This window comes from Pseudomonas sp. NPDC086566 (assembly GCF_050280885.1).
Classification (GTDB): Bacteria; Pseudomonadota; Gammaproteobacteria; order Pseudomonadales; family Pseudomonadaceae; genus Aquipseudomonas; species Aquipseudomonas vlassakiae.
In genome coordinates this window covers 314,237-337,296 of sequence record NZ_JBNNWD010000006.1, presented here as the reverse complement: position 1 = coordinate 337,296, position 23,060 = coordinate 314,237, and the positions used below count along the sequence as shown (strand labels likewise).

Sequence of the window (23,060 nt, the reverse complement as noted above, 5' to 3'; positions counted from 1 at the left end):
AAGGTCACCTTGGTCCGTGTGGGAGCGGGCATGCCCGCTCCCACAGGTTCCGACCCCGAATGGGGTTCAATTCATTTCTTGCTTTCTGCGCTCGGGTCGTAGACCCGGGTCACGTCGCCGCCGAGTCTGAAACTGTTGAACGGCTGCATGTGCTGCTTGCGTTGCAGGGTGTCGCCGACGCAGTGGTACAGCGCGCACCAGGGTTCGAGCCAGGAGTACTTGCTGTCTACCTTGAGGTCGGTCAGGTCCTGCTTCTCGCCCGCCCGCTCCTTGAAGTGGCTTGGATCGCGGGCACCCGCCAGCACGCCTTCGCCCAGCCGTTGCAAGGCGAAGTTGTTCTCGGCGCGCAAGTCCACGCCGTTGGCCTGGGCGAAGCTGGCGATCATCGCCAGCGGCGGCAGGGCGTAGTTGTGATAGGCCAGGGCACGCTGCTTGCGCTTGACCTCGTTGGGCAGGAAGCCCTGTTCATCGACCTGGTTGGCGCCGATCTTGTATTCCTTCACCGCCCAGTCGAACAGGTCACGGCGGTCGGTGGCGACGGCCGTGGCCATCACCGACCAGGCCGCCCAGTAGCTGTGGTTGTTGATCTTCTCCAGCGGCAGGTCGCTCCAGTCGCGCACGGTCTGCTCGGCGAGGCGGGCGAACCACTTCTCGATCAGCTCGGCCTCGGCCTGGTGCGCGGCCAGCGGCTGCGAGTTGGAAAACTTCAGGCGCAGCCACGAACCGCTCATGCTGCCCAGCGCCCATTTGCGCATGGACTTGCCGGTGTGGTTGTAGTCGGTGGACAGCAGCGCATCGGCGCGTGCCCAGGTACCGAGCCAGGCCAGGGTGCAGTCGAGCTGCGCCGGGCGGCCATCGCGCATGTACTGGCCGACCATCTTGCTCACGCCCTTCTCGAGCGTGGTGATGTCTTCGGTGGACTTGCGGAAGGCTTTTTCCGAGGCGACGTTGAGCGTCGCCCGGGCCTTGTCCGAGCCTTCGTACTTGCTGCGAAACTGCAGCGCGCCGGTATACGGCTTGGGGGCTGGCTCGCAGCGGAAGTTGCCGTCACTGGTCTTCAGCTTTTCGATGCCCTCGTAGTAACCCTGCGGGGGCACCAGCGCGGCCTGAGCGGCACTGCCAAACAGGGCGAGGGTGAGCAGGGTGGGGCGGAAAATTCGCTTGAGCATGGTCATGGTCGCCTCACTGGCCAGCCTGCGCAGTCTGCGCGGGCACGGCAAAGTTGTTGCGTTTGCAGAGCTTGGCTTCGACTTTCTGGGTGCCTTGTTCCGGGCCCTGGACTTCGAAGGCCAGCAGGCTCTGACTGGCCCAGTCTTCGTCTTCGCGCATCTGGAAGACGAAGCGGCCGTCGGTGTCCGAGGTCTCCGGCTTTTCCAGCTTGATGTCTTCGTGGCGGCCATTGAGGTACCAGAGCGTGGCCTGCAGCACCTTGACCGACGGGTCTTCGAACTTGACGTCCATTTGCATGTTGCGGTTGACCAGGTCCTTGATCACGCCGCCCTTGCCATTGACCATCAGCTCGTTCTTGCCGGGCTTGAGGGTGGCGCTGGCGCTCATCAGAGCTGGCCGGTCGTCGCAGCCGTCGTCGAGCAGGGCGAGGATCTGCCGCCAGATGGTTTCCTGGTCCAGGCGGTACAGCGGCGAGAATTCCCAGATCAGGATCTTCGGTGGGTGCTTCTGGAATTCTTCGCTGCCCAGGTACTGGATCATCGAGCCCTCCAGGCCGCCACCGGGGAAGGCGACGTTGAGCACGTCGGCGCCGATGTACTGCTCCAGGAAGCCGGAGAAGTTGTAGTTCTTGCCGCTGTGGCTGGTGCCGACCAGGGTGATCTGGGCGTTGCCGCTGTCACCGAACAGGTCGTCGCCGCCGCCGGTCGAGCCTTTCGGCTCGGTGGTGAACTGGTCCATGTACTGCACGGCGTAGCTCATGCCGCAGAGCTGGCCGGCAACGTTGTGCAGGGTGCCGGTCTTGCCCATGCGCCCGGACTTGTGGGTTTCGAATTCCTTGCGCGGGATGCCTTCGAAGGCCGGCATCTTGTGCACCGTGTCGGCCACGATTTTCGCCGCACGCTCGGCGCCGTACGGCGTCCAGTGCTGGTCGCCGCGGAAGTAGAAGTCCTTGCCCTGATCGGCGGCGGCCAACTGCTCGTTGGTCAGCGGCGAAAGGTCGGGGACGTTGTAGCCCATGCTGGCGAAGCGCTTGAGCATGGCCTGGTAGTTGCCTAGTGCCTTCTGGTAGTCGAAGGCGGCCTTCTCGGCCGGGTTGAGCATGTTGCGGTTCACCAGGCCACGGGTTGGCTGGTACACCACGACCAGCTCCACGCCGCGCTTCTTGAACGCATCGTGCACCTGCTGCAGGCGCTTGTAGCCGGCCGGGGTGGTATTGAACTCGGTACGCAGGTCTTCGCGGGTACGGAACAGCCAGTCGCCCTGGGCCTGCACCAGGGTGGTGAAGTTCTGCTGGTAGCGGGTGGTGTAGCGGCTGGCATCATGCGCCTCGGGGCACAGCTGGCAGCAAGGCTCGGCGGTGAAGGTCGGGGCCTTCACCTGGTCGGCGCGCACGCCCTGGCTGATGGCCAGGAGGGCGGCGGACAGGCCCAGCAGTTTCATCAGGTGTGGAGTCATGGTCTGGGCTTCCTTAATCGATCATTTCGGTCTGGCGTTCGACCGGGTCGATCAGCACGGCCTTCTGCTGGCGCACCAGCAGGTCGAGGATTTCGTCCTGGCGCTCGCCCAGCACGCCGTTGAGGCTGATGCCGCTGGCTTTGCGCGGGGCGAGCATGGACACCTTGTACAACTCGACCGACAGCGGCGAGTCGATGGACAGCGGGCCGGAGCCGTTGGCCGACAGCTCGCCGCCGACCACGATCAGCGACACCTTGGTGTCGAACGGGTCGAGGGCGATGTCGCGGTCGGTATCGGACAGGTCCTTGATGTGCCCGTACACGCCGACCAGGCCGTTGGCCATGGCGATGTTCTCGTACAGGCGGATGTTCACGCTGTTGCGCACGCGGATGCCGTGGCGGCGGTTGTTGATCAGCTTGTTGCCCCAGATCAGGTTGTCGCCGCTCTCGTACAGGGTGATGCCGTCGGTGTGGTTGCGGTAGATCTCGTTGTAGGCCACCAGGTTGTTGACGCTGTTACGGTCGATCACCACGCCGGAAAGCTTGTTGTCGTAGCTCTTGTTGTTGATGATCCAGCTGTCGTTGACCTCACGCGAAACGATGATGCCGTGCTTCTTCTTGGTGCCGTACACGGTGTTGCCCGCGATGATCAGGCGGTGCGAGCGGTCGTGGGGGTCGATGCCGTAGACGATGTTGTCGTGGTAGGTGTTGTCCTTGACCACGAAGTCGGAGGTCTCGTAGCAGTAGAAGCCGTACCACATGTCGCTGAATGTCGAGCCGATGATCCAGCCGGTCGGTTCCGCGCGGCCCATGCGTTTGGACATGTTCGGTGTGTACTGCGAGATGCTCACGCCATACGACTTGGACTTGGCATAACCGAAGCTGGCCATCGTGGTATTGACGATGTAGGTCTCGGTGCCACCCCAAGACAGCAGGAACGGGCGGAATTCCTTGGGCGAGCGGAAGGTCGCCGGGCCGTTGTCCTTCTCGCGCCAGCCAATCACCTGGGTGTCGGTGACGAACAGCTTGCCGTCGTTGACCAGGAACGAACCGCCTTCCTGAGACAGGCGCAGTTGCTTGACCTTGCCGTTGATCTCGAGAATGCCCTTCTGCCCGACCACGATCGGCAGGCGCGCCAGGTAGACGCCCGGCTCGACTTCGCTGAGGTACTGCTTGGGCACCTTCTTGCTCAGCTCGACCAGGTCGACATGGCCATCATCGATGAAGATCGCCTGGGGAATGCCGTGCTGGCGCTGCACCCACTCGGCGGCCTTGTTGTCGCCGCCGACGAATTCCTTGAGGGTGTCTTCCTGGAACATGCGGCGCAGGCTGACCTTGCCTTTGTGCCGACGGTCGATCTTCTTCTGCACGGCCTCTGCGGTGTAGCCGGTGAGGTCAGGCAGTTTCGGCGGGTCCATCTGCAGCGGCTCGATCGGTGCGCTGGCCACGGTGTAGGTCTTGGCCTGCTGCAGCTCCTTGGCGATCACCTGGGGCTCTGCGGCGACAGCCAGGTGGCTTGCCAGCAGCAAAGCGCTGGCAAGGAGGCTGGGACGGATGTGCGGGTGAAGGTTCATCAGGGGTCTCCCGGCCTCAGAAGCGCCAGATCACGTCGACGAAGGCGCGGTGCATGTACGAGTCCGCTTCCTTGCCATAGGCATCGCCCGGCTTGAACACGCCGGCGCGCAGGCGCACCAGGGCGGAAGGCTCGTCGATCGCCTGGCTCATCGAGGCCGGCAGCAGGCCTTGCTTGAAGTACTTGGTGACGACCACGTCCATTTCCTGGCCCAGGTCTTTTTCGCCATCGACCAGTTGGCGGTTCACGCCGTTGTCGTCGACCACTGCATTGATGCCGCTGGAACCGATGTTCTGGTTGCCGTCGACGCGCCAGAACTTGTGGTAGATGAGGCTGGCGTCGTAGTCGTCGCGCAGCTGCCAGGAGGCGAACAGGGTGGCCGCCTGGAGGTTGCCCAGCTCGCCGCGGAAGGCTTCGCCGAAGCGGTGGACGCGCGAGCGGGTGCCGGTGAAGTTGGAGCGGTTGCTCTCAAGGCCGGTCTGCTCGAAGTTGTTCGAACCGTCGTCGCCACCGCCGCCGCTACCACGGGCGTAGGCCGCACCGACCTGCCATTGCGGGTCCAGGCGCAGGCGAATGCCGAGGTCGGTGGCCCAGGCGTTGACGTTGCCGCTCTGCTTGCCGGTGGCCACGGTCTGGTCGCCGACAGTCTGGCTGCTGAGGGTGTCGCGGTCACCGGTCAGCCAGGTGACGCTGCCCCAGTAGTTGACGGTGTGGTCGTTGCGCCAGTTGTAGGCGTCGCTGTTGGCTTCCAGGCCCAGCCAGGTGAGGTCGCCGGTGCGGGTCTTGTCCAGCGCGTCGACGGTTTCGCCCGGGTTTTTCAGGCTGCCGCTGTCATGGGTGTGGTGGGCGCGCAGGCCAACCCAGTGGCCAGGGGTCCACTGCGTGGCGACGTTGCCATAGATGTGGGTGCGGTCCTTGTCTTCCGGGGCCAGCTCGGTGAGGTCGGTACGGTATTCGCTGAAGCGCTGGGCAACGCCCAGGTCGGCCTTGAGCAGGGTGGTGTCGAAGGTCCAGTTCAGCGCTTCGATGTTGGTGTCGCGCCACATGCCATCGTCGCTGCGCAGGCGCTGGCGGCCGAGGCGCAGTTGCTCGCCAGGGTAGGCAGTGAGGCCGCGGTAGCCGACCCAGAACTCGCGCATGGCCAGGTAGCTCTTGTCCTGCTTGCGGCCATCGGCGGCGGTGTCGGTGGTGGTGCCGTCGTCGTTCTGGCGCAGGGTATCGGTTTCGATGGTGTCGGTGGCGGTCACCGCCTGGCCCATGGCGTAGGCGCTCCAGTTGCCGCGCTCGCCGTACACCCAGGGGCGCAGGTCGAGGCCCAGGCCGTTGACGTCGCCGCCAGGGCGGGTGCCGAGGTCACGGTCGTCTTCCGACTGGCCGGTGATTTTCACATCGAGGCCGAAGTTCTTCTGGGCGGTCATGTCCGCCAGGGTCGGGCAGGACCACAGCAGGGCGAAGCTCAGGCCAATGCCGGCTTTCACGAATGGATTGAGCGTCATAGCGAGTCCTCAGCTTCTACTTCTTTTTCGTCGTCTTGCAGCGCTTCGAGGGCCAAGGTGCTGTTGGCACCCTGGAGCATGCTGCCGCGCGCCTGCTTTTCCTGCGCCAGCAGGCTCTGCGCCTGGCTGCGCTGGTCAGGCGTCAGTTGCTGGTCGAGCTGTTGCAGCAGTTCGCTGGACTGTGGCGTCGGGTTGACCTGGGACAGCTGGGCGAACACCCAGGCGTTACCCGGTTGTGGGCGAATGCCATGGCCTTCGCTGAACAGTTGGGCGAGGGCGTAGTCGGCACTGTTCTGGCCGCCGCGGGCGGCAGCCAGCAGGTGGTCGACGGCCTTTTGTGGCTCGACATGGCCCAGGTAGCCGCGGCGGTACAGCTGGCCGAGGTAGTAATGGGCGCTGATTTCGCCAGCGTCGGCGGCGGCCTGCAGGTGTTGCTCGGCCTTCTTGGCATCGGCTGGCAGGGTCTTGCCTTCGTAGTACAGGCGGCCCAGCAGCAGTTCGGCGCGTGGCTGTTCGGCCTCGCGGCCCTTGTCGATGTAGGCCATCAGCTGGTCGGTGTCGCCCAGTTCGGGGAAGTCGTACAGCAGCTGCGCCAGGCTGACCCAGGACGCCGGGTTGGCCGGGGCGACCTGCTCGAGCAAGTCCTTGGCGGTTTTCTCGTCGGTCTGGCCGAGGCTGCGGTCGGCCAGCACACGGGCAACGCTGTCGACCCGGGTCGCCGGCACCGCGCCACGGGCGTAGGCGGACTTGAGCTGCCCGAGCAAGGCAGCCTGTTGATCGGCCTGGCCACGCTTCTGGTAAACGGTGGCCAGCTCGACGTAGCAGATGTCGGTAGCGTTCAGCGCGGCTTTGCAGATTTTCTCGACATCGCCCAGGTGCTGGTCGTAGGTGCCCTGGGTGCGGTACAGCAGCACCTGGGCCAGGCCCGCTTCCGGGTTGCCGGCGGCGCGCCACTGGTCGATCTGCTGCTGCGCGTTGACGTTGGGGAAGCTCTGCGGGTAGGTCAGGTAGAGCATCGCCAGCGGGATCAGGGTATTGCTTTCACCTTGCCTGGCAGCGGCCTTGAGCAGGGTTTGCGCTTCTTCACGCTCGGCCTGCGTGCTGTCGGGCTTGGCCACCAGCAGGCGGCCAAGGCGTGCCTGGGCACGCGGCGAGGTCGAAGCGGCAGCGCGGTAGGTGGCCTCGGCTTCCTTGATCTTCGCCGGGTCCCGGGTAGCGACCTTGATGTCGGCCAAGCCTACTTGTGCGTCGCTGTAGCCCAGGTCGGCCAAGGCCTTGTAGTTGCGCTCGGCCAATGCGGTGTCACCGCGCTTGAGGGCTTCGTTGGCCAGGCGCTGGTCGGGCAGGCCCGCACAGCCGGCCAGCGCGACCGCGGCCGCCAGGGCACAGAGGCCCAGGCTTGCGCTTTTCTTATGGGGAATCATCAGAGGATCCTCTTACAGACCGCGGGCCACGGCTTTGTCGATCAGCCAGTTCAGCGAAGGGCCACGGTCGCTGTTGACCGAAGCCGGGCGACCGGCGAGCTCGGCAGGCATGGCGCTGTCGGGCTTGATCTGCACGCGGATGTCGGAGGCCAGGTCATCGCTGTTGAGGCTGGCGCTGCTGACGATCTGGCCGGTGCGTACTTCGTCCTCGCCGGCCACCTGGAAGTTGACCCGGGTGCCTGGCTTGACTTCGTCGAACTGGCGATAGCTGAAGCGGGCCTCGACCATCGGGGTAGTGGTGCGTGGCACCAGCTGGAAGATCGGCTGGCCCTTGGCAGCGTACTGGCCGTCGTCCACCAGCTGGCGCGCGACCACGCAATCGCAAGGGCTGGTCAGGGTGCCGGAGAGCTGCTTGCCGAACAGTTCCTCGATCTTTGCCGGTTCCAGCTGCGAGTCGTCCAGGCTGCCCTTGAGCATGTCCAGCATGCTGGTGGTAAAGCTGGCCAGCGGTGCGCCTTTGACGATCTGCCCGCCGGTTTCGGCCAGGCTGTTGACGGTACCGTCGCGCGGCATGGTGATGGTGGTGGTCGGCACGGCGACCACGCCGGCTTCGGCATGGCTGACGAAGTACATGCCGTACAGCGACTTGGCAACGAAACCAAAAGCGGCCACACCGACCACGAACACCCCAAGGGTCACGGTCACGGCCTTCAGGCGGCCGAAGGCAGACAGGCCGGAGCCGCCGTCCTTCTGCTTGCGGGCCTTGGTGAAGTTGTCGCGCTGCAGGGTGCTGAGCACGTCGCCGACCGTGATCAGTTCACCCGACAGGTGGGTGGTGATGATGTGGCGCAGGGTGGCGATGTCGCGCGGTTCGAGGTTCTGGAACTGCGCGCCGGTACGGCCGCTGCTGCGGTCGTGGGCGCGGACCTGGAATTCGATATCCATCGACAGGCCGAGGTTGTCGACCGTGAACTGCAGGCGACCGCGCAGCACTTCACCGACCGACAGTGGCTGTTGGGTGTGGAAGCTCAGGCCACCGGCGGAGAGGTCGTCGACCTTCACATCGTGGGCCTGGCGCTCTTTGTCGAGGAAACGCAGCTTGGCCGGGATGCGCACCCGGGCGTGTTGGCGCTGGGCTTCGGACTCATGCACGACGTTGACGTTCACGGCGGTATTCATCTTGGTTTGTTCCTGTTAGTTCCGATCCGGGTTGGGCTCACACGACCATGAACAGCACAGCGACGAAAATGCTGGCAGCCGAGAAGGTCATGGTCCGCGAGGACCAGGTGTTGAACCATTGTTGAAAACTGGCGAGGTCACGCTTGAGGGCAGTCGGTTGGCGGGTCCAGGACTGCTTGTCGAGGCGGAAGAACACATAGATCTTCATCAGCGCGCCGACGATCTGGTTGTAATAGAGAATCAGCGGGTAGGCCGGGCCGACGTTGTGGCCGGAGCACAGCAGCATGACGGTGAGGATCAGGCGGGTGATGCCGATCCACAGCAGGTACACCAGCAGGTAGCCCATGCCGAACTTGAGGCTGGCGATCACCGCCACGGTCAGCCCCAGCAGGCTGGTCCACATCGACACGCGCTGGTCGAACAGCACGATGCTGGTGAACAGGCCCAGGCGGCGCAGGCCGAGGCCCAGTGCACGGGAGTTCTGGCGCAGATTGTTGCCGTACCAGCGGTACATCAGCTTGCGGCTGGCCTTGAAGAAGCTCTTCTCCGGCGGGTGCTCGACCGTGTTGATCGCGGCGTCCGGCACGTAGAAGGTGTCGTAGCCCAGGCGCATCAGGCTGAACCAGCTGGACTTGTCGTCACCGGTGAGGAACTTGAAGCGGCCCAGGCGCCAGTGCATCAGCGAGTCGCTTTCGACGTCGGCGATGAACTCAGGGTTGGTCACGACGCTTGCGCGGAACATCGACATGCGCCCGGTCATGGTCAGCACGCGCTTGGACAGGGCCATCGAGCACATGTTGATGTGGCGCTGGGCGAAACGCAGCTTGTGCCACTCGCTCATGATGTAGCCGCCACGCACTTCGCAGAACTCGTTGGTGGTCAGGCCGCCGACGTTGGGGAACAGCTTGAACCACGGCACGGTCTTGCGCACCACACCTTCGCCGAGCACGGTGTCACCGTCGATGACTGCGACCACGGCGTTTTCGTCAGGCAGCATCCGCGAGATGGCGCGGAAGCCATAGGCCAGGCCGTCGCGCTTGCCGGTACCGGCAATGCGCACGATGTCCAGTGTGACGTGTGCGGGCGGGTTGTAGCGGGCCCACAGGCTCTTTACCAGCAGTTCATCGGACATCTCCACCAGCGAGCAGACCACGGTGGTGGGGTAGCCGCATTCGATCGCCTCGCGGATCACCGAGCTGTACACCTGGGCGGTGGTCAGCGCTTCGATACGGAAGCTGGTGACCATCAGGTACACGTGCGATGGCGCGGCGGAGTCGCCCATCTTCTGCACTTTGCGGCGCAGGTACGGGTAGACGCCGTAGAGGAAGATCATGCCGCGGATGAAATGGGTGGCGCCCATGGAATAGCGCCAGATGCCGACTGCGCCGACCAGGAAGATGAAGTGCTTCGACTGCGAGTCGAAGATATCGGCTGGCAGGGCCAGGGCGATCAGCATGAGCAGGCTCATGTAGAGCAGCCACCCGGCGCACTGCAACAGCACTGTCTGGAGCCTTTGCATGTTCAGCATCCGTCGAGAATTCGGGAAAGGGTGGGCAGCGATGGTGGGGAGGCCATCGCTGCCCGGTCGGGCATTACCAGCAAATGCCTTCGGTACGGCTGGTGTTGCAGGTTGGCTTGCTCATGAAACCGACCAGGTCGATCACTTGCTTGCCTTCCGGCGCTTGCTCGGCAAGGGTGCGGAACTGCTCGTCACGGTTGCCCAGGACGATGATGTCGGCGTTGTCGATGACCTTCTGGAAGTCGGAGTTGAGCAGCGACGAGACGTGCGGGATCTTCGACTCGATGTACTCTTTGTTCGCCCCGTGGACGCGGGCGTACTCGACGTTCTCGTCATAGATATCCAACTGGTAGCCCTTGCCGATCAGGCGTTCGGCCAGCTCCACCAGCGGGCTTTCGCGCAGGTCGTCGGTGCCCGCCTTGAAGCTCAGGCCGAGCAGGGCGACCTTGCGCTTGTCGTGGGCTTCGATCAGCTCGAAGGCGTTCTGCACCTGCGATTCGTTGCTGCGCATCAGCGAGTCGAGCAGCGGTGCACGCACGTCCAGGGAAGCGGCGCGGTAGGTGAGGGCGCGCACGTCTTTTGGCAGGCACGAGCCACCGAAGGCGAAGCCAGGGCGCATGTAGTACTGCGACAGGTTCAGGACCTTGTCCTGGCAGACGACTTCCATCACATCACGGCCATCCACGCCGACGGCCTTGGCGATGTTGCCGATCTCGTTGGCGAAGGTGACCTTGGTGGCGTGCCACACGTTGCAGGTGTACTTGATCATCTCGGCCACTTCGATCGGCTTGCGGATGACCGGCGCGTCGAGCTCTTCGTACAGGGCTTGCAGCACGTCGCCGCTGGCCTTGTCCAGTTCACCGATGACCGTCATCGGTGGGTGGTCGTAGTCCTTGATCGCGGTGCTTTCACGCAGGAACTCCGGGTTCACGGCAACGCCGAAGTCGGCACCGGCCTTTTTGCCCGAGCAGTCTTCGAGAATAGGGATTACCACGTTCTTCACGGTGCCCGGCAGCACGGTGCTGCGGACCACGATGGTGTGGCGACGTTCGCTGTCGCGCAGCACGTAGCCGATTTCGCGGCACACCGACTCGATGTACTCCAGGCCCAGGTCGCCGTTCTTCTTGCTCGGGGTACCGACACAGATCATCGACACATCGCTGGCGCGAATGGCCTCGGCGAAGTCGGTGGTGCCACGCAGGCGGCCGTTGGCGATGCCTTGTTGCAGCAGTGCTTCCAGGCCAGGTTCAACGATGGGCGACTTGCCCTGGTTGATCAGGTCGATCTTGGTCTTGGACACGTCCACACCAATCACGTCATGACCTCGCGCCGTCAGGCAGCCTGCACAGACCGCACCCACATAACCCAAACCAAAGATGCTGATACGCATCGCTATCACCTCATGTGTTTATCACGCCAACTCTTCCGGGAAGAGCCGGACTGGGTTGATTAACAACAGTTTTCAGGCGCACGGATCCATGGGCGAAAGCTCACTTCGCCGGGCGCAGGCATGAATAAATCCGTCGCGCACAAAGTTGTGCACTAAAAGTTGGCAGTATTAAGCCAGTACTTAAAAGGCGTGCCCTGTAATGCAGCCGTCTTTATTGCAAAGCGCTACTTGGCGCCATGCTGTGCTTGTTTTTTCAAGTGGAAAAATCCTTTGAAATCAACCACTAGGACGAGTTAGTAAGGGCGCGTTACTCCTCTTTGGGCAGCGCCTGCGGGGGGGCCCGTTGCGTCTGCCAGATTATCGAAGCGGGTAGTGATACCCGCCGGGTGTCATCTGTAAGTCATCTCTCACACCTGAGCGGCATGAAATTCGTTACGGCACTATGAGCGATGGGTCGTATGAGAAGTTCCGAGGTGGGTTCCGCTTCGATGAAAGATTTCTAAATAATTTTTCAGTGGCAAATACTTTCACTTTGATAGCACGTTGCAGTTTCACCCCCGCGTAGAAAGGACGAAACTGAAGCAAGGTGTTGTTGTGCCATCATGAAAAAAATTTTTTCAAATTTCGTCAAAAAAGTACGAACGGTCTTATGGCGTTTTGCGATAACCGGTAAGGTGCTGGTTTTCTGGCGTCGGAATACTGACTTGGTGGCACTTTGAAGCTTGCCCTGTTGCAGGGCAGAAGGGATGCATCAAGGCTGCTTGCCTTTTCGCGGGTGAACCCGCTCCCACAGGTAATGCAAGGCCTTGAAGCTTGCGTTGAACCTGTTGGGAGCGGGTACACCCGCGAAGAGGCCGTAAAAAGTTTACTCGGTAGGGTGATCGCGCAGGAAAACGAGGTGATCCGGCTTGGACTGCTCGGCACTGTAGTAGTAACCCTGTACGTCAAAGCGCTGGAGCTGCTCCGGGTCGTTGAGCCGTTCCTGAATGACGAAGCGGCTCATCATGCCGCGGGCCTTCTTGGCGTAGAAGCTGATGATCTTGTACTGGCCGTTCTTCAAGTCCTTGAAGTCGACGTTGATCACCCGGCCCTTGAACGCGCTGCGCTTCACCGCGCTGAAGTATTCGTTGCTGGCCAGGTTGAGCAGCAGGTCGTCGCCTTGCTCGGCCAGCGCCTGGTTCAGCCATTCGCTGATCCGCGTGCCCCAGAAGGCATACAGGTCCTTGCCACGGGCATTGGCCAGCTTGGTGCCCATTTCCAGGCGGTACGGCTGCATCAGGTCGAGCGGGCGCAGCAGGCCGTACAGGCCGGAGAGCATGCGCAGGTGCTCCTGGGCATAGCTGAAGTCGTCCTCGCTGAGGGTTTCTGCATCCAGGCCGGTGTAGACGTCGCCTTTGAACGCCAGCAGCGCCTGTTTGGCGTTGGCCGGGGTGAAGTCCGGCGTCCAGCTGCCGAAACGCGCGGCATTAAGGCCGGCAAGCTTGTCGGACAGGTGCATCAGTTCGCTGATCTGCGCTGGCGACAGGTCGCGCAGCTGGAGGATCAGTTCCTGGGAATCGTCCAGGTATTGCGGCAAGGTGAAGCGGTCGGTCACCGGCGCGGTGTCGTAGTCGAGGGTCTTGGCGGGGGAAATCACCGTCAGCATCGGTTCGGCTCCTGGAATCGTTGGCGGCAATTCTACGGGGTGGGGGGAGCAAGTCCAAACTATGGCGACGATAGTCACAGACCATCGGCCAGGCAGGCGCTATAGTGCGCGTTTTGCCGTCACGGAGAGAGCGATCGTGCGCATTGCCGGGGCCTTGCTGGCCACCTTGTTGAGCCTTGCCGCCCAGGCCGCCCCCATGCCCCCGGCCAGCCTGGACCGCAGCCAGTGGCCCGAGCAGCTGGACAGCCCGGTGCTGTTCGACGTCGCCTCGCGGGCCGAGATTCTGTCGTTTGCCCAGGTGCTGCATGAAAGCGAGCTGCTCGACGATGGTGCACTGGCTGCGCGTTTGGGGTTACGGCAGATCAACCTGCAGAAGATTCGTGCTGTGCGCGCGCAGATGTGGCAGCGTTTGTGGCAGGGTTACCAGCAGGCTCAGCGCAGTTGCGAGCAGGATGCCTCGTTCTGCTATCTGCTTGAGTCTATGGCCGACTTGCGCACCAGAGCGGCGACATTCGCTACCGATGTCGGCACGTTCTATACCGGTTGGGTCGAGCCTAGTCATCAGTTCCATGTGCGTTATCTGGATGAGCAACTGCGCAAGGCGGCGGTGCTGCCGCAGACCAGCAGTGAGGTCGAGCGCCTGTCCAGCCGCGAGCGCAATGGCGATGAACTGAACGACCGCCTGTTCCTGCTGAGCTTCGTCGGTGGCCCGGGGCCTGATGGCGGAAGCACCGATGAACTCACCGAGTACCTGCGCAAGCAGAAGCTGCAGGGCACCTTCTTTGTCCTGGGCAATCGCCTGCAGCAGCGGCGCGATGCCGGCGCGGCCAGCGCACTGACCGATCTTTATGCCGGCCAATGCGTGGGCATCCAAGGCTGGGAATATCGCTCCCACGCCCAGTGGCAGGGCTGGCAGGATTCGATCAAACGCGCCCAGGCGCGGGTTCAGGCCGACCTGCCGGAGCAATACGTGCCGTTGTTCCGCCCGCCTTATGGGCAGCGCCGGGCTGATGCCGAAGCGTTCATGGCCGGCCAGCAGCTGCGGGTTTCGCTATGGGACATCGACGCTCAGGATGATGGCCCGCTGACTGCCGAAGCGTCGGCCCAACGGGTGATAACCCTGATGCTGTTATGGCGCAAGGGAGTGATCCAGTTCCATGACAGCCTGCCCAAGGCCCGGACGGCGGTCGAGTGGTTGCTGCACAATACCGCGCAAAGCGGCATTGGCTGGGAGGGCTGCCGCGATTACGCCTATCGCGAATAGAGGGTATGACTTCTGACTGTAGTCTTGTCTGGTGCTGCCGCCAAGCGCTCTTCGTCAATCGGAAAAATAAACTTCAAAATCTCGTAAAAATGCTTTTTTCGGTCATGGCTTTTGCGGTATGAAGAAACCAGACAGCCGATTCCTGCAGCACAGGTGGCGTCATCCAGGCCCACCTTGCCAGGTACGCTTCCCGCCCGTAGCAACGCGGATACGGGGAGAACGGCGGTCACTCTGCGGCGCACTACAGAGCGTGCCGTGTGGCTTCGACATAAGGTGACCGAGTATGGATGACCAAGGACGCAACCCTTCCTCCAGCAAGCCAATCCTCTATGTGCTCGATACCAACGTCCTGATTCACGACCCCAACGCATTACTCAACTTCGAGGAGCATCACGTCGCCATTCCGATGACGGTGCTGGAGGAACTCGACAAGCTCAAGACCGGTAAACAGACCATCGCCGCCGAATGTCGCCAGGCCATCCGCCTGATCGACCAGACCCTCGGTGACGCTTCGCCCAGCGATGTGGAGCAGGGCGTGCCGATCCAGCGTGGCAAGAGCGGCCCCAAGGGCTACTTGTCGATCCTGATGAGCCCGCGCAACGAGCCCAGCAAGTTGCTGCCGGAAAACCTCAACGACAACATCATCATCAACACCTTGTTCGAAGTACGCAGCCGGCGCAACGACCTGGACGTGGTGCTGGTCACCAAAGACATCAATATGCGGCTGAAGGCGCGCGCCTGCGGGATCGCGGCCGAGGACTACAGCACCGACCAGTTGGTCGACGACGTCTCCTTGCTGTCCAAGGGCTATCACTCGGTCACCGGCTCGTTCTGGGACCGGGTCAGCAAGGTCGATACCCGCCAGGAACGTGGCCGCACCTGGCATCGGGTACAGATGGTCGATAACCTGCCTGCCGTGCACATCAACGAGTTCATCATTGACGAGCAAGGTTTTGTCGGCTGGGTAAAAGGCATTCGCAACGATGAGCTGCTATTGCTCGACCTGCACCAGGAACCCTTGCTGCATCAGGAAGCCTGGGGCCTGAAGCCACGGGACATTCATCAGAGCCTGGCGCTGTTCGCCTTGCTCGACCCGGACATCCACCTGGTCAACCTGACCGGCGCAGCCGGTTCCGGCAAGACCATCCTGGCCCTGGCCGCAGCCATCGAGCAGACCATGGTCAGCAAGCGCTACCGGCGCATCATCGCCACCCGTAGCGTGCAGGGGCTGGACCAGGAGATCGGCTTCCTGCCGGGCACCGAGGCGGAAAAGATGGAGCCTTGGCTGGGTGCCATCACCGACAACCTCGAAGCGTTGCATATGGACGATGAAAGCACCCATGGCAGCGTCGAATACATCCTCGAACGCGTGCCGCTGCAATTCAAGTCGCTGAACTACATCCGTGGGCGCAGCTTCCAGCAAAGCCTGATCCTGATCGACGAGTGCCAGAACCTGACCCCGCACCAGATGAAGACCATCATCACCCGGGCCGGCTCCGGTTCCAAAGTGGTGTGCCTGGGCAACCTGGCGCAGATCGACACGCCTTACCTGTCCGCGACCAGTTCGGGCCTGACCTACCTGACCGAGCGCTTCAAGGACTTCCCCCATGGCGTGCACATCACCTTGCAGGGTGTGCCACGCTCGGTGCTGGCCGAGTACGCCGAATCTCACCTGTAACCCTCCCGGCCGGGCGGCCCGCCGCCCGGCTTTTTTCCGCTGCGCAAACCTGACCCACGGGTTTACACTCTCCGTTCCCTTCACAGGAGCAGAGCAGTGCTGACTCATCTTGATTCCCAGGGGCGCGCCAACATGGTCGACGTCACTGAAAAGGCCGTGACCGAGCGCGAGGCCGTGGCCGAGGCGCGGGTGCGCATGTTGCCGCAGACCTTGCAGATGATCGTCGACGGCGAGCATCCCAAGGGCGATGTGTTCGCCGTGGCGCGCATTGCCGGCATTCAGGCGGCAAAAAAGACCAGTGACCTCATCCCGCTGTGCCACCCGCTGATGCTGACCAGCGTCAAGGTCGAACTGAGCGCCGAAGGCCAGGACGCGGTGCGCATCGTCACCCGCTGCAAGCTGGCCGGCCAGACCGGCGTCGAGATGGAGGCGCTGACTGCCGCCAGCGTCGCTGCGCTGACGATCTACGACATGTGCAAGGCGGTGGACAAGGGCATGGTCATCGAACAGGTGCGCCTGCTGGAAAAGGTCGGCGGCAAGAGTGGGCACTACAAGGTGGAGGCGTGATGAAGGTCAAGGTGATGTACTTCGCCCGCTATCGTGAAATGCTGGGCGTCGATGCCGAGCGCCTGGAAGGCGAGTTCAAGGTGGTTGACGATGTGCGCCAGGCTCTGGTGGCCAAGGGCGGGCAGTATGCGGTGCTGGCCGAACAGAACCTCATGAGTGCGCGCAACGAAGAGCTGTGCAAGCTCGACGAGCCGCTGGAAGAGGGTGATGAAGTGGCGTTCTTCCCACCGGTGACCGGAGGCTGAACATGGCAGTGCGAGTGCAACACGGGGCGTTCGACCCGGGGGCCGAGGTCAATGCCATGCATGCGGCCAATGTCGGCGTTGGTGCCGTGGTCGGTTTCGTCGGCTATGTCCGCGATTTCAACGATGGCCGGGAAGTGGCGGGGATGTTCCTCGAACATTACCCGGGCATGACCGAGAAGGCTTTGACCAAGATCGTGGTCGAGGCCGAGCAGCGCTGGCCGTTGCTCAAGGTCGAGGTGCTGCACCGCATCGGTGCGCTGGAGCCGGGTGAGCCGATCGTCTTTGTCGGCGTGGCCAGTGCCCATCGGCAGGCGGCATTCGACGCCTGCAATTTCATGATGGACTACCTGAAGACCCGGGCGCCGTTCTGGAAGAAGGAAAATACCCAGGAAGGGCCGAGGTGGGTGGAAGGCAAGCAGAGTGACCAGGATGCCGCTGGACGCTGGTAAACCTTCCGTTTGGCGGCCGGGGCGTTGTCCCGCTTCGCGGGATTACCCGCGAAGATTCCAGCGCCGATCAGTGATGCTTGCGAGGCACCGGTTTGAGCAGCTCATCTGGCGGCATCTCGCACTTGATCTTGCGCCCCAGCAGCTCTTCGATCGCCGGTAGCTGGTAGGAATCATCCTCACCGGCAAAGCTGATCGACACGCCGCTGGTGCCCGCGCGGCCGGTACGGCCAATGCGGTGCACATAGTCGTCCGGGTCTTCCGGCAGGGTAAAGTTGATCACGTGGCTGATGCCGTCGATGTGGATCCCGCGTCCGGCCACATCAGTGGCCACCAGCACGGTGATGCGGCCTTCGCGGAAGTTCTCCAAAGTGCGAATGCGCTTGTGCTGCGGTACGTCACCGGACAACTGCGCGGCGTTGATACCGTCGCGCACGAGTTTTTCCTCGATGCGCCGTACCTCGTCCTTGCGGTTGGCAAACACCATCACCCGTTCCCAGTTGTTCTGGGTCACCAGGTTGTACAGCAGCTTGTACTTGTCGCTGCCGGCCACCGCGTAAACGTGTTGCTCGACCGTTTCGCTGGCGACGTTTTCCGGCTCGATCTCGACGATCGCCGGGTTGGTGGTCCACTGCTTGGCCAGGTTCATCACGTCGTCGGTGAAGGTGGCGGAGAACAGCAGGGTCTGGCGTTCGCTCTTCGGCGGGGTCTGGCGGATGATCTGCCGCACCTGGGGGATGAAACCCATGTCGAGCATGCGGTCGGCTTCATCAAGTACCATCACCTCGACCATGTCCAGGTGCACCTCGCCGCGCTGGTTGAAGTCCAGCAGGCGGCCCGGGGTCGCCACCAGAATGTCGCAATGACGGGCTTCCAGCGCCTTGAGCTGCTTGTCGAAGTCCATGCCGCCGACGAAGCTCATCACGTTCAGGCCGGTGTACTTGGTCAGGGCGACGGCATCCTTGGCGATCTGCACCACCAGCTCGCGGGTTGGCGCGATGATCAGCGCGCGCGGTTCGCCCATGTAGCGCTCTTTGGGCGGCGGCGTCTGCTGCAGCTGGGAAATGATCGAAATCAGGAATGCCGCAGTCTTGCCGGTACCGGTCTGGGCGCGGCCGATGGCGTCCTGGCCGGCCAGGGTGTAGCCCAGTACCTGCGCCTGGATCGGCGTGCAGTAGGGGAAACCGAGATCGTGGATGGCGTGCATCAGCTCGTTGGAGAGCTTGAAATCGTGGAAGCGGGTCTTGCCCTCCTGCGGCTCGACCACGAAGTCTTCCGGCTTCCACAGGCTCGCCTGCGGCTTTGGCTTGCGTTCGCGGCGTGGTTTGTCCTTGGCCGGCCTGTCGGCAGGCGCTGCCGTGTGGCTGGGGGCTTCTGCCTTGGCGGCGGGCTTGGCGCGGGGCGCGGCCGGTTTCGGCGCGGGCCGGGCCTCGGCAGTGGGGGCGGGCGCCGTCGGCGTCACGCTGGCAGCAGGAGCGGCGGGCTGTGCCGCAGCGTCTCCTTTGCCGAATATTTTCTTGAGTGCCTTGAGCACGATCGTCTCATCAACTGGTTAAGGAATGTACGCCGGGCAGTGTAAAGCAAGATTTGGGCGCGGCGTAGCGGAAAACTCCCACAACTACAAATGCCGGAGCTTATTGCAATTGCTTGCTCAGCCAGTCGTGGATATCGCTCAGTTCTTCGACCACCACCTCGTGCTCCATTGGGTATTCGTGCCAGCGCGCGGCAACACCCCAGGTATTGAGGTATTCGAACGCGGTGCGGCCCATGGACGGAATCACCACCGGGTCGTGCACGCCATGCAGGCAGAGGGCCGGGGTGCGTTGCTGACAAGCGCTCAGCTGGTGGCTGTCGGTGAAGGTCGGGGCGTAGGTTGACAGGGCGATCACTCCGCCCAGCGCTTCCTGCCACTTTATATAGGCAGTGTGCAGCACCACCGCGCCACCTTGGGAGAAACCGGCGAGGAAGATCCGCGACAGGTTGATGCCCTTGGCCTGCTCGGCCTTGATCAAACCAATGACCTGCTCGGCTGACGCTTCCAGCTGTGCTTCGTCGATGGCACGGGCCGGGGTCATGGCCTTGATGTCGTACCAGCTGGGCATGGCGTAGCCGCCGTTGATCGTCACTGGGCGGGTCGGTGCCTGGGGCATGACGAAGCGTGTGCTGGTCAGCCGTTCCTGCATGAATTCGGCCACAGGTAGGAAGTCGTAACGGTCGGCACCCAAACCGTGCAACCAGATCACACAGGCGTCAGCGGTTTTCTGAGGTTCGAGAATCAGCGGATTGGTCATGACTGCTCCGAAAGTGTGCATGCCTGATTAAAAGGTGCATGAAAAGAAGGCGTAGGAATTATCTGACAGAAAGTTAATGTCGCAACGACACAACTTTTCCTACTTGACGATCGCTTAAACGCTACAGCCAGCAAATCTGGTACGCGCTTTGCAATTCTCCATTCGATGCAAAGGGCAGGCCGTGACGGTAACACCCTTTGCACGCGAAGGCTGTCACAGAACAGCCCATTGCGCCAATTGACCCAATAACAAGCCAACAAGGGTCGGATGCGCCTCATAAGGGTGCGGTGCAATTCCGGCTCGTACAACAAGAGCGATTTGGAGGTTGTGAATGAAGATGTTGAAAACCACCCTGGCAGTCCTGACCGCTGCCGCTGCACTGGGCGCCGTGAGCACCGCCCAGGCCGGCGCCACCCTCGATGCGGTAAAGAAGAAGGGCTTCGTCCAGTGTGGCGTGAGCGACGGTCTTCCAGGCTTCTCGGTACCTGATACGCAGGGCAAGATCGTCGGTATCGACGCCGATGTCTGCCGTGCCGTGGCCGCCGCCGTGTTCGGCGACGCGACCAAGGTCAAGTTCAGCCAGCTCAACGCCAAGGAACGCTTCACCGCGCTGCAGTCGGGCGAAGTCGATGTGCTGTCGCGCAACACCACCTGGACCAGCTCGCGCGATGCCGGCATGGGCCTGGTGTTTGCCGGCGTCACCTACTATGACGGCGTCGGCTTCCTGGTCAACAAGAAGCTCGGCGTTTCCAGCGCCAAGGAGCTCGACGGTGCGACCATCTGCATCCAGGCCGGTACCACCACCGAACTGAACGTTTCGGACTACTTCCGCGCCAACGGCCTGAAGTACACCCCGATCACCTTCGACACTTCCGACGAAAGTGCCAAGTCGCTGGAATCCGGCCGTTGCGACGTGCTGACCTCGGACAAGTCGCAGCTGTTCGCCCAGCGCTCCAAGCTGGCATCGCCTAAAGATTACGTAGTGCTGCCGGAAACCATCTCCAAGGAGCCCCTGGGCCCGGTAGTGCGCAAAGGCGATGAAGACTGGTTCAGCATCGTCAAGTGGACCCTGTTCGCCATGCTCAACGCTGAAGAGGCCGGCATCACCTCGAAGAACGTCGAGGCCGAGGCCAAGTCCACCAAGAACCCGGACGTCGCCCGTCTGCTGGGGGCGGACGGTGAATATGGCAAAGACCTGAAACTGCCTAAGGACTGGGTGGTGCAGATCGTCAAGCAGGTCGGCAACTACGGCGAAGTGTTCGAGAAGAACCTGGGCAAGAGCACACCGCTGGAGATCGACCGTGGCCTGAACGCTCTGTGGAACAACGGCGGCATCCAGTACGCGCCACCCGTGCGCTGATGGTTGCACCCTGCGGCGGCGTGTTGCCGCCGCGGGCTGTTCGAATCCCTAATGTCCGGGGCACTTCATGCAAAATCATATCGGCGCACGGAAGGGCTTGACCCTGAGTGATCCACGAGTGCGCGCGTGGCTGTTCCAGGTCCTCACGATCGCTTTCGTGGTGGGCCTGGGCTGGTACCTGTTTCACAATACACAAACCAACCTGCAACACCGGGGTATCACCTCGGGCTTCGACTTCCTCGAACGTAGCGCTGGCTTCGGCATCGCCCAGCACCTGATTCCCTATGTGGAGTCCGACAGCTATGCGCGGGTGTTCGTCATCGGCTTGCTCAATACCTTGCTGGTGACGTTCATCGGCGTGATCCTGGCGACCGTCCTTGGCTTCATCATCGGCGTGGCGCGGCTGTCGCCGAACTGGATGATCAACAAGCTGGCGACCGTTTATGTGGAAACTTTCCGCAACATTCCGCCGCTGCTGCAGATCCTGTTCTGGTACTTCGCGGTGTTCCTGACCCTGCCGGGGCCAAGGGGCAGCATCAACATCAACGATGCCTTCTTCATCAGCAACCGGGGCCTGAACATGCCCGGCGCCTCGATGGCTGATGGCTTCTGGCCGTTCGTGGTGGCCCTGGTGCTGGCACTGGTGGCAATCGTGCTGATGGTGCGTTATGCCAACCGGCGCTTCGACGCAACCGGCGAGCCGTTCCACAAGTTCTGGGTGGGGCTGGCGCTGCTCATCGTCATTCCAGGTGCCTGCGCGCTGCTGTTCGGCAGCCCGGTGCATTGGGAGGTGCCGCAGCTCAAGGGCTTCAACTTCGTCGGTGGCTGGGTGTTGATCCCCGAACTGCTGGCGCTGACCCTGGCGCTGACCATCTACACGGCGGCCTTCATCGCCGAGATCGTGCGTTCGGGCATTCGCTCGGTGAGCCACGGCCAGACCGAAGCGGCCCACTCGCTTGGCCTGCGCGACGGCCCGACCCTGCGCAAGGTGATCATCCCCCAGGCACTGCGGGTGATCATTCCGCCGCTGACCAGCCAATACCTGAACCTGGCGAAGAACTCGTCGCTGGCAGCCGGCATCGGCTACCCGGAGATGGTTTCGCTGTTCGCCGGTACCGTGCTCAACCAGACCGGCCAGGCCATCGAGGTGATCGCCATCACCATGAGTGTCTATCTCGCCATCAGCATCAGCATTTCGCTGCTGATGAACTGGTACAACAAGCGCATCGCGCTGATCGAGCGGTGAGGATACGCCCGTGAATGCTCATGTTTTCAAACCCGACATGCCGCCACCGGTGAAAACCGTCGGCGTGCTCGCATGGATGCGTGCAAACCTGTTCTCCAGCTGGCTCAACACCCTGCTGACTTTATTCGCCGTGTACCTGGTGTGGCTGATCGTGCCACCGCTGGTGCAATGGGCGTTCATCGACGCCAACTGGGTCGGCACCACCCGCGCCGACTGCACCAAGGAAGGTGCCTGCTGGGTGTTCGTACAGCAACGCTTCGGCCAGTTCATGTACGGCTATTACCCGGTCGAGCTGCGCTGGCGTGTCGACCTCACCGTATGGCTGGCCGTGCTCGGTGCGGCACCGCTGTTCATCAAGCGCTTCCCGCGCAAGGCCTTCTACGGCCTGGGCTTTCTGGTGCTGTATCCGATCATCGCCTACACCTTGCTGCATGGCGGCGTGCTGGGCCTGAGCAATGTCGCCACCAGCCAGTGGGGCGGCCTGATGCTAACCCTGGTGATTGCCACCGTGGGGATCGTCGGCGCCTTGCCACTGGGCATCCTGCTCGCCCTTGGCCGGCGCTCGCGGATGCCGGCGGTGAAGGTGGTCTGCGTGACCTTCATCGAGTTCTGGCGTGGCGTGCCGCTGATCACCGTGCTGTTCATGTCGTCGGTGATGCTGCCTTTGTTCCTGCCGGAAGGCATGAGCTTCGACAAGCTGCTGAGGGCGATGATCGGAGTGATCCTGTTCCAGTCGGCCTATGTCGCCGAGGTGGTCCGCGGTGGCCTGCAGGCTATCCCCAAGGGCCAGTACGAAGCCGCCGCTGCCATGGGCCTGGGCTACTGGCGCTCGATGGGCCTGGTGATTCTGCCGCAGGCACTCAAGCTGGTGATCCCCGGCATCGTCAACACCTTCATCGCCCTGTTCAAGGACACCAGCCTGGTGATCATCATCGGCCTGTTCGACTTGCTCAACAGCGTCAAGCAAGCCGCCGCCGACCCGGCCTGGCTGGGCATGGCCACCGAGGGCTACGTGTTTGCCGCCCTGGTGTTCTGGATTTTCTGTTTCGGTATGTCCCGCTACTCCATGCACCTGGAGCGCAAGCTGGACACTGGCCACAAGCGTTAGGAGTT

19 protein-coding genes are annotated in these 23,060 nt (G+C 62.5%); 8 read left to right on the top strand and 11 right to left on the bottom strand.

Annotated elements, in window-relative coordinates; genetic code table 11:
- Positions 1–71: 71 nt before the first annotated feature.
- The 9 genes from ACQKPS_RS16405 to yaaA form a co-directional block, all read right to left on the bottom strand.
- Positions 72–1,175, bottom strand: a complete 1,104-nt coding sequence (locus tag ACQKPS_RS16405) for a mannuronate-specific alginate lyase (protein WP_254481376.1) — start codon at positions 1,173–1,175, stop codon at positions 72–74.
- 7 nt (positions 1,176–1,182) lie between these two features.
- Positions 1,183–2,625 carry an alginate O-acetyltransferase gene (locus ACQKPS_RS16400; protein WP_427604882.1) on the bottom strand — a complete coding sequence of 481 codons (1,443 nt, stop codon included), beginning with the start codon at positions 2,623–2,625 and terminating at the stop codon, positions 1,183–1,185.
- Between the two features lie 13 nt (positions 2,626–2,638).
- Entirely contained in the window at positions 2,639–4,198 is a 1,560-nt protein-coding gene (algG, locus tag ACQKPS_RS16395; protein ID WP_283724774.1) for a mannuronan 5-epimerase AlgG, read from the bottom strand.
- A 16-nt stretch (positions 4,199–4,214) separates the two neighbouring features.
- A complete protein-coding gene (locus tag ACQKPS_RS16390) occupies positions 4,215–5,693 on the bottom strand; it encodes an alginate export family protein (protein ID WP_254481371.1) in 1,479 nt (492 codons plus the stop codon).
- Positions 5,690–7,117 (bottom strand): alginate biosynthesis TPR repeat lipoprotein AlgK, encoded by a 1,428-nt coding sequence (gene algK, locus ACQKPS_RS16385; protein ID WP_254481369.1) that lies wholly within the window; start codon positions 7,115–7,117, stop codon positions 5,690–5,692. Before algK ends, ACQKPS_RS16390 begins: the two co-directional genes overlap by 4 nt.
- Positions 7,118–7,129: 12 nt before the next feature.
- Positions 7,130–8,296: an alginate biosynthesis protein Alg44 gene (locus tag ACQKPS_RS16380; RefSeq protein ID WP_254481367.1), complete on the bottom strand. Its 1,167-nt coding sequence runs from the start codon at positions 8,294–8,296 to the stop codon at positions 7,130–7,132.
- Positions 8,297–8,333: 37 nt separating this feature from the next.
- On the bottom strand, positions 8,334–9,815 hold the full coding sequence (locus tag ACQKPS_RS16375; protein ID WP_254481365.1) for a glycosyltransferase family 2 protein: 1,482 nt from the start codon (positions 9,813–9,815) through the stop codon (positions 8,334–8,336).
- Between the two features lie 73 nt (positions 9,816–9,888).
- The gene (locus tag ACQKPS_RS16370; protein ID WP_254481364.1) at positions 9,889–11,205 is read right to left on the bottom strand and encodes a nucleotide sugar dehydrogenase; all 1,317 of its coding nucleotides are present in this window, start codon (positions 11,203–11,205) and stop codon (positions 9,889–9,891) included.
- Between the two features lie 865 nt (positions 11,206–12,070).
- Positions 12,071–12,850 carry a peroxide stress protein YaaA gene (gene yaaA, locus ACQKPS_RS16365; protein ID WP_254481362.1) on the bottom strand — a complete coding sequence of 260 codons (780 nt, stop codon included), beginning with the start codon at positions 12,848–12,850 and terminating at the stop codon, positions 12,071–12,073.
- A gap of 136 nt (positions 12,851–12,986) precedes the next feature.
- Between yaaA and ACQKPS_RS16360 the strand changes: the two genes are divergently transcribed.
- From ACQKPS_RS16360 to moaE, 5 genes are all read left to right on the top strand, one after another.
- A complete protein-coding gene (locus ACQKPS_RS16360) occupies positions 12,987–14,114 on the top strand; it encodes a polysaccharide deacetylase family protein (protein WP_427604878.1) in 1,128 nt (375 codons plus the stop codon).
- Positions 14,115–14,397: 283 nt separating this feature from the next.
- Positions 14,398–15,792: a PhoH family protein gene (locus ACQKPS_RS16355; RefSeq protein WP_254481358.1), complete on the top strand. Its 1,395-nt coding sequence runs from the start codon at positions 14,398–14,400 to the stop codon at positions 15,790–15,792.
- Positions 15,793–15,888: 96 nt separating this feature from the next.
- Positions 15,889–16,359 carry a cyclic pyranopterin monophosphate synthase MoaC gene (moaC, locus tag ACQKPS_RS16350; protein ID WP_427604875.1) on the top strand — a complete coding sequence of 157 codons (471 nt, stop codon included), beginning with the start codon at positions 15,889–15,891 and terminating at the stop codon, positions 16,357–16,359.
- On the top strand, positions 16,359–16,604 hold the full coding sequence (moaD, locus tag ACQKPS_RS16345; RefSeq protein WP_283724770.1) for a molybdopterin converting factor subunit 1: 246 nt from the start codon (positions 16,359–16,361) through the stop codon (positions 16,602–16,604). Before moaC ends, moaD begins: the two co-directional genes overlap by 1 nt.
- Before the next feature lie 2 nt (positions 16,605–16,606).
- The gene (gene moaE / locus ACQKPS_RS16340) at positions 16,607–17,053 is read left to right on the top strand and encodes a molybdopterin synthase catalytic subunit MoaE (protein WP_254481356.1); all 447 of its coding nucleotides are present in this window, start codon (positions 16,607–16,609) and stop codon (positions 17,051–17,053) included.
- A 67-nt stretch (positions 17,054–17,120) separates the two neighbouring features.
- Here the strand turns inward: moaE and rhlB are convergent, their stop codons facing one another.
- Together rhlB and ACQKPS_RS16330 are read right to left on the bottom strand one after the other, a co-directional pair.
- The gene (rhlB, locus tag ACQKPS_RS16335; protein WP_254481354.1) at positions 17,121–18,584 is read right to left on the bottom strand and encodes an ATP-dependent RNA helicase RhlB; all 1,464 of its coding nucleotides are present in this window, start codon (positions 18,582–18,584) and stop codon (positions 17,121–17,123) included.
- A 100-nt stretch (positions 18,585–18,684) separates the two neighbouring features.
- Positions 18,685–19,341, bottom strand: a complete 657-nt coding sequence (locus ACQKPS_RS16330) for an alpha/beta hydrolase (RefSeq protein WP_254481352.1) — start codon at positions 19,339–19,341, stop codon at positions 18,685–18,687.
- A 331-nt stretch (positions 19,342–19,672) separates the two neighbouring features.
- Between ACQKPS_RS16330 and ACQKPS_RS16325 the strand changes: the two genes are divergently transcribed.
- The 3 genes from ACQKPS_RS16325 to ACQKPS_RS16315 all read left to right on the top strand — a co-directional run bounded on the left by ACQKPS_RS16325 (position 19,673) and on the right by ACQKPS_RS16315 (position 23,055).
- A complete protein-coding gene (locus ACQKPS_RS16325; RefSeq protein ID WP_054884657.1) occupies positions 19,673–20,701 on the top strand; it encodes an amino acid ABC transporter substrate-binding protein in 1,029 nt (342 codons plus the stop codon).
- Positions 20,702–20,768: 67 nt separating this feature from the next.
- Positions 20,769–21,947 carry an amino acid ABC transporter permease gene (locus tag ACQKPS_RS16320; RefSeq protein ID WP_254481350.1) on the top strand — a complete coding sequence of 393 codons (1,179 nt, stop codon included), beginning with the start codon at positions 20,769–20,771 and terminating at the stop codon, positions 21,945–21,947.
- A gap of 10 nt (positions 21,948–21,957) precedes the next feature.
- Positions 21,958–23,055 carry an amino acid ABC transporter permease gene (locus ACQKPS_RS16315; protein WP_254481348.1) on the top strand — a complete coding sequence of 366 codons (1,098 nt, stop codon included), beginning with the start codon at positions 21,958–21,960 and terminating at the stop codon, positions 23,053–23,055.
- Positions 23,056–23,060 lie beyond the last annotated feature (5 nt).